Raw genomic sequence first — 12137 nt, 5'->3', positions numbered from 1 at the left:
AGCCCGTGTTTTTTTTAATTGTTAATAAATAAGAAACCACTCTGTTTTTTTTTGTTGTTTTCTGGGGGGGCCGGGGGGGGGGGGGCCCCGCCCCCCCCCCGCGGGCACGGACCACGCTGCCGGACGAGAGAGGAGAGGTGCATGAATTGGGCATTAACGCGTAGAAGGGCCGCCGTCGGCGCGGTGTGTTCGCTCGCCGCGACTGGGATGTTCTTGGCGGGAACCTCCTCCGCCCAAGCTCGTACGGTTCCGACGGCACCCGCCGAAACCGGCCTGCCGGACTTCGACTTCTCTGATTGCCCCTCCGTTCCGGAGGATTACGAAAGATACATTGGGACGTGCTACGACCAAGTCGTGGTCGGTGGCCGGATCCAGATCGGTCGGCTCGGTCACGAGATCACTGACCCGATCAAGTTCACCTACGCCCAGGTGACGGAATTGACGACCGGGGAGAGGCAGCTCCTGGTGGGGCCGCTGCACACGAAGAAGGTGGCGCTGCCCTCGGAGGCCATCGGCCTTCCGCCGGGCAGGACGGTCTTCGCGGCTCCCGAGTACGCGGGCGGCTTCACGATCAACTACCCGGACATGACGATCGGTCTGAAGATCCGCCTGAGCGGGGCCGGGCTCGGCGGTTCCTGCGTGATCGGCAGCGACGAGGACCCGATTCCGCTGAGCATGACGACGGGTACCACGAACCCGCCTCCGCCGAACACCCCGATCACCGGCGTCCCGTTCACGCGGGCGGGGACCGCCGGGAAGGCGACCGTCATGTCGGCGACGCACGTGGACAACGCCTTCCCCGCACCCGCCGCGCGGGGATGCGAGCAGTCCGGGACGAACATCGACGACCTCGTGAACTCGGCGGCCGGCCTGCCGTCCCCGGCAGGCACGAACACGGTCGTCCTCGACCACTACATCGCCCTGCTCGGCATCAACAACCTTCCCTGACCGGCGGCGGTCTGGGCACCGAGTATTGCGCGGCGCCCCTCCCGCCATCTGTCGAGCAGCAATTCCGGCCGTGCGTTTCTCAAGGCCCCGCCATGAGAGGTGGCGGGGCCCTGAGAACGAGTCCAGCGCCATTGACGCCGACTGCGAAAATGGGCCTGGCGCGCTCAGGTCGCACGGTGGCATTCTGGAACTCGGCACTGTCGGCTCGCACAGCGATCCACAGGTGTTCGGTGGTGAGGCGCGGACCACATGAGACCCGACGACAGCCCCGACGGATTCGCCGAGGGCGCTTATATCGCCAGGCAGACCTGGTGGGGCAATCTGCCGGTCTTGGTGGGCTGCGGCGCCGTGGACGCGTTCCTGCTCTATCAGACCATTCGTAATCCCGGGCCCGGCATCGCCCTCGGACTGACGATGTTCAGCGGAGTGACCGCGATACTCGCCGTGCTTGTCACGAGGCCGGTACGTCGCGGGGAGGTTTCGTTCGCGGTGGACGCGCGCGGCGTCTACTTCGGCTACACCGTCGAAGACGCTGAGCCGGAGCTGATCCCCTGGTCCTGGATCGACTGCATCGTGACCTTCGACCGGATCGTGCGCAGCGGCAGGCAGAGAACGCGCCATCACTACGTGGGGGTCGAGCTCAACGCCGCCGGCGTCACCGCCCGGATGAGCCGTTTGCCCAGGCCACCGGAACTGCCTCCGCCGACCGTCGCGGAGGAGCAGTTCAAGGAGGCCGTCTTCGGTCCCTGGCTGCGCCGCATGGGCGCCGAGCCGTCGCTGGCGTCGCAAAGGATCCAGGGCTGGCGGCTGGACGGGGAAAGGCTGGCCGAGGCGGTCATGCGCTACTCGCCCGATACGCCCATCGCGGAGCGGCCCACGCGCCGGGATCCCGGCATCGCGGGCGTCGCGGCCGCGGCCTGGGAGATGGGCAAGAACCTCAAACGGCTCTCTGAACAGGACGACTACAGGAACGACGACGACCGCCAGTGACGATGCCGCCGGAGCCGAAAGCCGACAACTCAACCGCGCCCAGCGGACGATGAGGAACCCGTAGGAGTGTCATGGCAACCGCAGCCTTGAGTAACCGGATTCCGTTCGAGACCAGCCGTCCATGGGTGATCGGCGCCGTCTTGCTGTGCGCGATCGGGACGCTCGGGGCGGTCGCCAACTCCGCGCGGCCCAGAGGCCACGTCGGGCGCGCGGCCGGGTTCGCGGACGTCCTGCGCATCAACCCGGGCGTGGTGCAGGCCGAGCAGGCCGCCGTGGTCGCGGTGGTGACGGTCGCCGGCTTGGCGGCGATGCGGTGGTCGCTGCGCCGGAGCTGGCCGTGGCTCCTGGTCGCGGGGGTTGTATTGATGCTCCCCACCGAGGTCGTGTACGTCGTGGCGCGGAACGACTTTTACACCGGCGCGGCCTGGTTCTACTTCGGCTCGGTCACCGCCGGGGCGCAGCTGGTGTTGTTAGGGACGCTGGCCGCCGGGCTCCGGCTCGTCCACATCGGGGCGCCCGGTGCGGGCGCGATCCTGATCGGGGCGGGAGTGGGCGCGCAGGTCTTCGGCGCGTCCACGGACATGTTGATAGCGCACATCGAGATCGCGCGGCCTGGTGGCTACCCGTGGGACTTCGCCGAAGTCGTCCAGATCCTGATCCGTCTCTTCTTCCTGGCCACGTCGATCGGTGGGGCCTTCCTGGCGCTGGGCCTGTACTACCGCTACGACGGACGTCCCGAGCTGGCCGCACCGTCCGGCGACGCCGAGCCCGCGATGGGCGTCCGGACGGCGATCGCGGGCGCGGTGGCGGTCCTCGCGTTCATCCCGGCCGCCGGCATGGAGACGGTCAAGGGCGGCTTCGCGGTCAAAGCGTGCTGGCTGCTGCTGGCCGCCGGTCTGGTGGCGGCTGCGCTGGCGGGGCTTCGCGCGGCGGTCGGCACCATCGTCGCCTCGGCCGCCGTCATCGGCTTCTCTGGCCCGGCAAGCGCGCTCATCCAAGGGCAGCATTCGGGCTTTATCAGCATGTGGTTCCTGGTGGCGCTCGGCGTGGTGGCGGGTGCCGCCGCCGCGTTCCCGCCCTGGCGCCACTGGGCCGCCCTCACCGTATGCACCTCGTGTGCCGCCGTCCTCGCCCTGACGATGGTGGTCCGCCCGGACCGCATGACGGTCGTCATGCTCCTTCTTCTCGCCGCCACCATCACGCTCGCGATCGCTTCACTCGGTGTCTGGCTGACCCAGGACGGACTTTCCCCTGCCGTCCTGGGCCCGCTGATGTTCGCGACCGTCATCGGTGCCTGCGGCCTGCTCGGCGACTGGCAGGGAACCGGCCGTCGGGGACCGAACGCGGAGCTGTTCCGCGAACCCGGCCACCTCTGGCTCTACACCGCCCTCTTGCTCCTGGCGGGCCTCGCCGTCGTCGCCCTCGACCGCTGGCGACCACGTCCCACCGAAGACTGACGCGCCTTCGCCGTCAGCGATCGCCGGTATGCGCGGAGGTGTTCGCCTTGAGCGACGTCCCGTCGTGCGTGCCGTCTCGCGGACGGGGCGGTGTCGGAGCGCCCTCGAACGCCTTGGCACGGCCGTCCTCGCGGTTCTCTGGACGTGCCGTATGCGGCACCTCGAACCACACACGCAGCCGACCGTCGTCGAGCTGCTCGAACCCCCACGACTTGGCGAGCATCGACAGGATGGGCAGGCCGCGCCCGTGCTCGCCGTGCGGATCGTCGCGGTGATGCGGGACGGTGTTGCCGCCCTCGTCCGTGACCTCGATCCGGATGTTGGCCGTGTCCACGTAGGCGTCCACCTCCACGAGGTGGCCCGTTCCGTGGACGATCGCGTTCGTCAGCGTCTCCGACAGCAGCAGGACGCTGTCATCGCAGGCGCTGTGCGTCGCGCCGAGCAGCGGTTCGAGCCGCCCGAGCAGCCACCGCCGTCCGTTGGCCACGTTCTTTCGCGCGGACGGGATGACGCACGTCCCCAAGTGCTTCATCGGGCCCGCACCGCCCACGCGACCCGGGCTGCGGCCTCGGCCACGTCCCCGGCGATGCTCCACTGGTCGCCGAAGGCGTAGAGCCATCGTCCCCGGTGGTCCACCGCCGCGACCCCGAGCCACTTGCGCGGCCAGGCCCGCTCCGGCACCCACAGCACCGCCTCACCCCGCGACGGGTGGACGAGCATGGAGGTGCACTGCTGGCGTTCTCCCAGCTTGTAACACAGATCAGCCAGGAGGCCGAACCGCACCGCGTGCGGCCGCTGATCCGCTGACATCGTCGGACGCCCCTTCTCCAGGCACGAGGACGACCACGATTCACCCAGCTTTCTTCCGTGATCACCCATACACCGTGCGTAATTTTCGCTACGGTCAGAGCATGAAGCGGACGGCCTGAGTTTGTAAACCCAAAGAAGTGAACTCGCTCAAAGAATCATGGTCCGCTCGATGGGTATATACGAAGTGGAGGTACGAACGTGGCAAGTCGGACGAGCCCCACGGTCCGTAGGCGGCGCCTCGCGTCTGAAATGCGGAGACTGCGCAGAGAGTCGGGAAAGACCCGTGAAGAGGCGGCCAGGTTCGCGGACATCGCCCCCGCCACGGTCAGCCGCATCGAGGCCGCCGTCCACGCGCCGAAGGTCGCCGACATCATGGCGCTCTGCAAGTTCTACGGCCTGGACGACGAGCGCACCGATGTCCTCGTCACCCTCGCCCGCCAGAGCCGCCAACGCGGCTGGTGGCACCAGTACTCCGGTTCGATCCCCGACTGGTTCGAGGTCTACGTCGGCCTCGAAGAAGAAGCGTCGGAGATCCTCACATACGAGTCTGAGCACGTACCGGGGCTGTTCCAAACTGATGACTACATCAGGGCACTGCTCAACGCCGGGCTCCGAACGTTGCCCGAGGAAGAGGTAAACCGTCGAGTTGATCTGCGGCTGAAAAGACAGGAACGCCTCATCGGCAAGGACGCTCCCAAGGTTTGGGCTGTCCTCAACGAAGCAGTGATCCGACGGCAGGTCGGTGGCCGGGAGACGATGCGTGATCAGCTTCAGCGGCTCTGCGAGTTGGCGAAGCTCGACCACATCAACATCGTGATCCTCCCCTTCTCGGCGGGTGCACACCCCGCCATGGAAGGCTCTTGCCACGTCTTGCGGTTCCCGGAACCCGCCGATCCCGATGTCGCATATGTCCAATATCGATTGGGAAGTATCTACCTGGAAGATCCATCGGAGGTTGAGGAGTACATCAACCTCTTCGACCACCTGCGGTCCCGCGCAGTAGGGCCAGACGAGTCTCTTCAGTTGATCGCTAAGGTGGCGAACGAAGTCTCTTAGGAAACGCTAGACAGGAGTCTGGGGTCACCATGAGGTACTCAGATGTGCGGTGGCGCAAGAGTAGTCGCAGTGGCGAGCAGGGCAACTGTGTGGAGGTCGGGGCCTGGCGCAAGAGCACGCGCAGCACTGACCAAGGGCACTGTGTTGAAGTCGGTGTCCACCCAGCGGGTACGGGCAGTGGAGGGGGCTCCGTGCGGATTAGCCCATGGAAGGCGAGCAGCCACAGCACCGGCGAAGGCGGCCAGTGTGTTGAGGTTGCATCAGACAAGACGATGGTGCTGGCCAGGGACTCCAAGGATCCGGACGGCCCGGTGCTGGGCTTTGGCGCTGACGCCTGGGCTGCGTTCCTCAACACCGTGAAGAGCGGGCGCCTCGACCTCGCCTGACGCCTCCCGCCTCCCGTCCACACGCAGCAGGTCCAAGGTCGCGCCCGAGCATGGTCCTGGACGTCAGTACGGCGTCCAGGACAGCCCTACCTGCCCACATGGGCACCGCGACTCAGCCGCACACTGTGCCGTAGAACCAGGTGGGGAGGCGCGATGGACAACAGCAACATCGTCTGGCGCAAGAGCAGCCGCAGTGGTGCCGAGGGACACTGCATCGAAGCGGCCATCTGGCGCACAAGCAGCTACAGCGCGGATGAGGGCGAATGCGTCGAGGTCGGGGCGTGGCGTACAAGTAATTACAGTGCCAATAACGGATCTTGCGTTGAGGTCGCGGCGGCGCTACAGACGGCGGTGGTGCTGGCACGGGACTCCAAGGATCCGGACGGGCCCGTGCTGGGGTTCGGGGCCGGCGCTTGGGCCGCGTTCCTCGACGCCGTCAAGAGCGGGCGCCTCGACCTCGCCTGACGCGATCGGAGTCGGCCACGAGAACGCGGCAGGACACGCGGTGGACATGCCGTTGATCACCAAGTTGCCTCGGTAGTTTCCGACGGTGGCATGCACGCAGCGGGCGCTCGGACATTCCATGTCAGCAATGCCGCTGCCGGTCTGACCGGGTACACCGCGGAGCAGACCGCTGGACCGGAACGGCGGCGCCGGTTGGAGACCGCCCTTGGTTTCCGGAGCGCCACCTCTGGGCCCGTGCCGCCACCAGGCCCATGCCTCATCAGGAGCATGGCCGTGCGAAAACGACACATCGCCAGGAGGGCATATGCGACTACCTAGATGGGCGCCTTGGGTGCAGGGCGTCCTGGCGGGGTCCCCGGCCATCACCGGTGTACAGACGTTCGCCGACGCGGGGATCACCGGCAAGCCCTGCGGGCACGTCATCACACTCCGGACCGGCGCGGCGGTCGCGATCCAGTGGGTCCGCACCAGTGCATCCGGCGGTGAGGACCAATCGCAGCCGGAGGAGCCTGTAACCGGACAGCCGCCCGCACCGGTGACCCTCCCAGAACTCCCCGCGTCCGGGCGTGTAGCACTGACGTTGGTCGAGGAGCACCTCGCCGCACTCATCGTGAACGGCGGCAGCGACGAGATCCGTGCCGTCGAGCGGACCTCTCAGCGACCGGATCAGGGCAGCGCCAAGTGCGGCGTCAACGTGCACATGCACTCCGGCGCGACCGTGTTCGCCGTGTTCCTGTACACCGCGTCCGCGGGCGCGTCCATCACGTCGGGGGGTGAGTTCCAGCAGAGAGAGCAGGTGTGAACCGCGGCCGACCGCCGGTCGTGCGGCGCGGCAACGCCGGCGGGTATGGAGCGTCGACGCCACCCACCGGGAGCCCGGCCATGTGAGGAAGCGGCCCCGCCAACTCGTCCTTGGCGGGGCCGCCGCCGTTCATGATCCCAGAGAGCGCGACGTCCGAGTACTCCGCCCGCTCCTGGCAGGAAGTTGTCTGTCGTTACGTGACGTAATGACGGAATTGTGCCTATAGATCCGACTGGGGTGAGGGGGAACACCTGCCTGGGGGTGCGGGCGGGCGGTCGCCTATCGGGTGCGGGCGCGCTTCGGATTGTCTCCGGGTGATCAATGAATGGGGTCGTTTTTGTTGCCGGGTGAGTGTTCGCGGCATTCGGGGGCTGAAGATCTTTCTGTAATGGTGTGCGGCGGGTGCGGGGTGGGTTACCTTTTAATAGGGCAATTCCTTTGACCTCGTGAAGGGGAGAGCGGATGACGAAGACCCTCGCTGGGGGAGGGGGTCGTCCTGGGGCTCTGCCGCCGCAGGTCATCGCGATTCTGAGCGCGGAGCTGCCCACGCTCGCCGGGGAGATCATCGAGGAGATCCGGCGGTCGGTCCCGGAGTACTCGCGGCAGGACGGGCCGACGACTCCGGCCGGATTCCGGGTCACCGTCGAGCAGGCCATGACCGCCTTTCTCGACCAGGTCTCCGGCGGCAGCGGCGCGCACGAGCGCCGCGACGAGCTGTGCCGGGAACTCGGCCGCGGCGTGGCCTACCAAGGGCGCACCCTCGACTCGCTCCAGGCCGCCTACCGGGTCGGCGTGCAGGTCGCGTGGCGGCGGGTCGCGGCCGTCGCGCGGGAGCGGCGGCTGCCCGCCGAGGTCATGTCCCGGCTGGCCGAGGCCCTCTTCGCCTACATCGACGAGCTGGCCTCCCTGTCGGTCGAGGGCTACCTGGAGGTCCGCTCGTCCGCCGACGAGCCGCCCGGCGACCACCGGCTGCTGCGGATGGTGCTCGGGCCGGGGGCCGCGAGCGGCGCGCTCGCCGGGGCCGCCGCCGCGTCCGGCTGGGACGTCCCCGACACCGTGACGATGGTCGCGCTGCCGGGCGGGGCCCGCTGCATCCGGGAGGCGATGGACGCCGACGTCCTGGTCAACCTCGCGGACGCCGAACCCCACCTGCTGATCCCCGGCGGATACGGGCCCGAGCGCGCGGCGATGCTGGGCCGCGCGATGCCCGAACGCCGGTTCGCGGTGGGCCTCACCGTCCCGCTGGGGGAGGCCGCCGACTCGCTGCGGTGGGCGCGGCGGGCCCTCGCCCTCGTGGACGCGGGGCTGCTGGAGGACGGCGGGCCGACGCTGTGCGAGCGGCATCTGCTGGAGCTGTGGCTGCTGTCGGACGGTCCGCTCCTCGACCAGCTCGCCCGGCGCGAATTGGCCGCGCTGTCCCATCTCCCGCGGACCCGTCGTATGCGCATGACCGAAACCCTCGGGGCGTGGCTGGAGGCACAGGGGAACGCGGTGGAGGCGGCCCGCCGGCTCCGGCTGCACCCGCAGACCGTCCGCTACCGGATGCGGCAGATCAGTGCGACGTTCGACCGGCAGCTCACCGATCCGGCGGCACGATTCGTGCTCGACGCGGTGCTGCGCGCCCACCGGCTACGGGAGCGGGGCGCCCCGTGAAATGAGCCCGTCCCAATTGGACGCTGAATGTGGCCATGAGGCCACACACTGCTGATTTTACGTTTCATTTACCTTGACGCGCCCTATTTGATCTAAGTTCAATGTGCTTCAGCTCACTGATTGCGGGGGGTGTGCAGGGGTCCCCCGCTCGGCGCGCCCTCGGTATTACGCCATACGGTCGACCGTCCGGACGGCCGGGTGCCCCCGCCCGGCGCCATGCCCCGGTCCGCGACGTCGGCGACTTGGAGGTGTGCCCATGGCACAGCAGACGTTGACGCGGGGGACGGTGAAGCGCCGGACGCGGCTGCCCCGCCGGCTCGCCCTGCTGATGCGCCCGGAACTGCCCAGCCTCGCCCAGGAGATCATCGACGAGGTCCGCCGGTCGATCCCCGAGTACGGGCGACCCCTCAAGGGCCCCTACGTGGAGGCCCTGCGGATCGGCGTGGAACGCGCGCTGACCGACTTCGTCGACCGGGTGGCCAACCCCCTCGCCCCGCGCGAGCGCCACCACGAGACCTACCGCCGCCTCGGCCGGTTCGAGGCGCAGGAGGGCCGGACGCTCGACACGCTCCAGGCCGCGCTGCGCATCGGCGCCCAGGTCGCGTGGCGGCGCATCATGAAGGTCGGGCCGCGCCGCCGGGTGTCGCCCGAGGTCATGGCCCAGCTCGCCGACGCCCTGTTCGCCTACATCGACGAACTCGCCGCGCTCGCGCTGGAGGGCTACCTGGACGCCCGCCCGGACGGCGAGGCCGAGGCGCACCGGCGGCGCTTACTGGAACTGCTGCTGCGGCCCGCCGCGTCCCCGCGCGTCCTGGCCGAGGCCGCCGAAAAGGCCGGGTGGACGATCCCGGACGAGGTGACCGTCGTCGTCGCCCCGCCCGGCGCCCGGTACGTGCGGGCCGCCCTCGACGAGGACGTCCTCGCCGACCTCACCGCCACCCAGCCGTTCCTCGTCGTCCCCGGCAAGGCGACCGGGGAGCGGCGCCGGTCCCTGCTGCGCGTCCTGCCGGACGGGCAGCTCGTCATCGGCCTCACGGTGCCGCCCGCGGGCGTCGTCGACTCGCTGCGGTGGGCGCGGTGCGCCCTCCGCCTGGTGGAGGACGGCGTCCTCGGCGACACGCCCGTCACCGACTGCGAGGAGCACCTCATCACCCTGTGGCTGCTGTCCGACCAGGCGCTCATCGACCAGCTCGCGGCCCGGCACCTCGGCGACATGGACGACCTCACCTGCCGGCAGCGCGAACGCCTGCTCGAGACGCTGCGCGCCTGGCTGACGACCCGCGGCAGCGCCAACGACATCGCGGCGGAACTCGGCATCCACCCGCAGACCGTCCGCTACCGGATGCGGCAGGTCGAGAGCACCCTCGGCGACCGGCTCACCGACTCCGACGCGCGCTTCGCGATCGAGGCGGTGCTGCGCGCCATGCGGCTGCGCGAGCGCGCCGGCGCGGCGGCGGGAGCGGCCTCCCGGCGGGACGGCGACGCCCCGCGGAAACCCTCACCCGATGATAATCGGTCATTTACGGATCGGCGGAATATGAGCAACTGAAACGGACCTTGACGTGCGGGGTTGATGGACCGAATCGGCGCATGCTTCCATCCAATTCAGCGCAATTTCGGTGGGATGGTCGCGACGCGGTGGAGGTGCGTTCGGGGTGCGTTCACGATCGGCAGTCTCGGTCCTGGCCGGACTCGGCGCGGTGACGCTCATCGGCACGGTGGGCGTCCACCCCGTGTACGCGGACGAGACCCCGTCGCCCGAGACGACGGTGACCGACACGCCGTCCGACCCGCCCCCGGCGACGGAGACCCCGACCGACCCGCCGACGTCCGATCCGCCGACCGATCCGCCGACGTCCGACCCGCCCACGGATCCGCCGACGTCGGACCCGCCGACCGATCCGCCCACGGACCCGCCGACGTCGAACCCGCCGACCGACCCGCCCACGGACCCGCCGACGAGCCCGCCCCCGACCACGACGCCGACGAACCCGCCGACGACGCCGCCGCCCGGACCGGGCAAGCCGAAGACGCCGGTGCTGTCGCTCGGGCTGACGGTGTCGCAGGCGACGATGAAGCCCGGCGGCTCGATCACCGCGACCGTGCGGATCTCGTCGGCGTACGCGACCGCGACCGGTGTCGCGCTGCGGATGTCGGCCTCGGGCGCGTCGGTCAGCCCCGGCGCGCAGTCGCTCGGCAGCGTCGGCTCCGGCGGGGCCTCAGCGATCGCGACCGTGCGGGCGCCGTCCTCGGCCAAGCCCGGCGTCATCACGCTGCGCGCGTCGGTGTCGGCGGCCAAGGCGCGGACCGTGTCGCGAACCTACAAGCTGGTCATCACCTCGGCGTCCGGCGCGCTGCCGCCCGGGATCAGCGCGGGGACGCTGCCGCCCGGCGTGCCGCCGCTGACGCCGTCCGGGTTCAACCCGCTCGCCGGGATGAAGGGGCCGCAGGTGGCGCTGCCGCCGATCGTGCCCGCCAACGCGCCGCAGATCGCGCCGGCGTCCGGGCCGCTCGTCCCGGTGTCGAACCTGCGCACGATCCCCACCGAGCCGTTCACCTACGAGGAACTGGCCGCGCTCCAGGCGGGCTTCCTCGCCGCGCTCGGCGCCGGGGTGACGCTGCTGCTGATGCGGCTGCGGCTGATCCGCCGCAGCGACGCCCGCGCCCAGCGGGTGATGCGCCGCCGGCTCCGCGCCGCCCGCAGGCACCTCGCGGGCAAGCGGCCCACCGCGGCGCGGCTGCGCACGCTGCCGCCGCAGCCCGCCCGCGCGCGGCCGGTCCGCCCGCTCCAGCCGGTCCCGCCGATCCGGCTGTCGGTCGGGCAGGTCCGTGTCGTCCGCCCCTGACCGCGGCGGCCTCCGGGACGCCGCCCCCGAACGTTCCGGCGGGCCGCCGCTCCAGGGTCAGGCGTGGGAGCAGTCCCACCTCGCCGTCGCGGCCGTGGCGCTGCTGTGCGCGGCGTGGGCGGCGTCGGCCGTCCTCGTCATCGGGGTCCTCGCCAGCACCGGCTCCCGCGTCTGGCTGCTGCGGGTACTGGACGGCCTCGTGCCCGGCCCGGCTGGTCCGCCGGCGGCCGGGCCGGACATCGGCACGGGCATGGCCCTGTGCGCGCTCCTCCTCGCCGCGGGCGCGCTCCTCACCCACACCGCGCCGGAACTGCTCACCGGGTCGCGGACGGCGCGGCTGACCGTCTGGGCCGCCGTGCCGCTCCTCGCCGCCGAGCCGATGCGCCGCGCCGCCATGGCGCTCCCGGAGCCGGGAGCGGACGTCACCGTCGCCGCCTGCACCCTCGCGGTCTGCGCCGCCGCGCTGGGCGCGGCGCTGCTCCTCGCGCTGCCCGCCGCCGGGTTCCGGCCCCGGGTCAGCGCGCGAGCCGGATCAGGATCCGGCACACCTCGTCGATGATCTCCGCGGCCTCGGTCTCGTTCTCGGCCGTGGCGATCTCCCGTCCGGCCTCGCCGATGACGGTGGTCAGCCCATCCGAACCTCGACACCGCGCTCGCGCAGCACACGGTCGGCCGTACGCGACAGCCGCTCGTCCAGCTCGGGCAGCACACGGTCGGCCACGTC

The 12137-nt window shown here is 70.2% G+C and carries 13 protein-coding genes; 11 read left to right on the top strand and 2 right to left on the bottom strand.

Annotated features, from left to right (window positions below; all coding sequences use genetic code 11):
* Positions 1 to 354: 354 nt before the first annotated feature.
* From AB0K34_RS43975 to AB0K34_RS43965, 3 genes are all read left to right on the top strand, one after another.
* The gene (locus AB0K34_RS43975) at positions 355 to 948 is read left to right on the top strand and encodes a hypothetical protein (protein WP_364554464.1); all 594 of its coding nucleotides are present in this window, start codon (positions 355 to 357) and stop codon (positions 946 to 948) included.
* A gap of 249 nt (positions 949 to 1197) precedes the next feature.
* Positions 1198 to 1938: a hypothetical protein gene (locus AB0K34_RS43970; protein ID WP_364554462.1), complete on the top strand. Its 741-nt coding sequence runs from the start codon at positions 1198 to 1200 to the stop codon at positions 1936 to 1938.
* Between the two features lie 71 nt (positions 1939 to 2009).
* The gene (locus AB0K34_RS43965; protein WP_364554460.1) at positions 2010 to 3395 is read left to right on the top strand and encodes a hypothetical protein; all 1386 of its coding nucleotides are present in this window, start codon (positions 2010 to 2012) and stop codon (positions 3393 to 3395) included.
* Positions 3396 to 3408: 13 nt separating this feature from the next.
* Here AB0K34_RS43965 and AB0K34_RS43960 read toward each other — a convergent pair whose 3' ends face one another.
* Together AB0K34_RS43960 and AB0K34_RS43955 are read right to left on the bottom strand one after the other, a co-directional pair.
* Positions 3409 to 3927 (bottom strand): ATP-binding protein, encoded by a 519-nt coding sequence (locus AB0K34_RS43960; protein ID WP_364554458.1) that lies wholly within the window; start codon positions 3925 to 3927, stop codon positions 3409 to 3411.
* On the bottom strand, positions 3924 to 4205 hold the full coding sequence (locus AB0K34_RS43955) for a hypothetical protein (protein WP_171068870.1): 282 nt from the start codon (positions 4203 to 4205) through the stop codon (positions 3924 to 3926). Before AB0K34_RS43955 ends, AB0K34_RS43960 begins: the two co-directional genes overlap by 4 nt.
* Before the next feature lie 198 nt (positions 4206 to 4403).
* On the opposite strand from AB0K34_RS43955, the gene AB0K34_RS43950 reads away from it, so the two are divergent.
* From AB0K34_RS43950 to AB0K34_RS43915, 8 genes are all read left to right on the top strand, one after another.
* Positions 4404 to 5261: a helix-turn-helix transcriptional regulator gene (locus AB0K34_RS43950; RefSeq protein ID WP_364554456.1), complete on the top strand. Its 858-nt coding sequence runs from the start codon at positions 4404 to 4406 to the stop codon at positions 5259 to 5261.
* A 29-nt stretch (positions 5262 to 5290) separates the two neighbouring features.
* Positions 5291 to 5647, top strand: a complete 357-nt coding sequence (locus AB0K34_RS43945; protein WP_364554454.1) for a DUF397 domain-containing protein — start codon at positions 5291 to 5293, stop codon at positions 5645 to 5647.
* Positions 5648 to 5800: 153 nt separating this feature from the next.
* On the top strand, positions 5801 to 6112 hold the full coding sequence (locus AB0K34_RS43940; protein WP_364554452.1) for a DUF397 domain-containing protein: 312 nt from the start codon (positions 5801 to 5803) through the stop codon (positions 6110 to 6112).
* A 304-nt stretch (positions 6113 to 6416) separates the two neighbouring features.
* Complete coding sequence (locus tag AB0K34_RS43935) at positions 6417 to 6914, top strand: hypothetical protein (RefSeq protein ID WP_364554451.1); 498 nt, start codon at positions 6417 to 6419, stop codon at positions 6912 to 6914.
* Positions 6915 to 7376: 462 nt separating this feature from the next.
* Positions 7377 to 8567, top strand: coding sequence for a helix-turn-helix domain-containing protein (locus AB0K34_RS43930; RefSeq protein WP_364554449.1), 1191 nt, complete (start codon positions 7377 to 7379; stop codon positions 8565 to 8567).
* Between the two features lie 256 nt (positions 8568 to 8823).
* Complete coding sequence (locus tag AB0K34_RS43925; RefSeq protein ID WP_364554447.1) at positions 8824 to 10116, top strand: helix-turn-helix domain-containing protein; 1293 nt, start codon at positions 8824 to 8826, stop codon at positions 10114 to 10116.
* Positions 10117 to 10222: 106 nt separating this feature from the next.
* Positions 10223 to 11413, top strand: a complete 1191-nt coding sequence (locus AB0K34_RS43920; protein ID WP_301176163.1) for a hypothetical protein — start codon at positions 10223 to 10225, stop codon at positions 11411 to 11413.
* Positions 11397 to 11972, top strand: coding sequence for a hypothetical protein (locus AB0K34_RS43915; protein ID WP_301176162.1), 576 nt, complete (start codon positions 11397 to 11399; stop codon positions 11970 to 11972). The genes AB0K34_RS43920 and AB0K34_RS43915 overlap by 17 nt, the downstream gene beginning before the upstream one ends.
* Positions 11973 to 12137 lie beyond the last annotated feature (165 nt).

Source organism: Actinomadura sp. NPDC049382 (genome assembly GCF_040677125.1).
Lineage (GTDB): Bacteria > Actinomycetota > Actinomycetes > Streptosporangiales > Streptosporangiaceae > Spirillospora > Spirillospora geliboluensis.
Note: the sequence above shows the minus strand (reverse complement) of the source record. Positions and strands in the feature narration are given on the sequence as shown.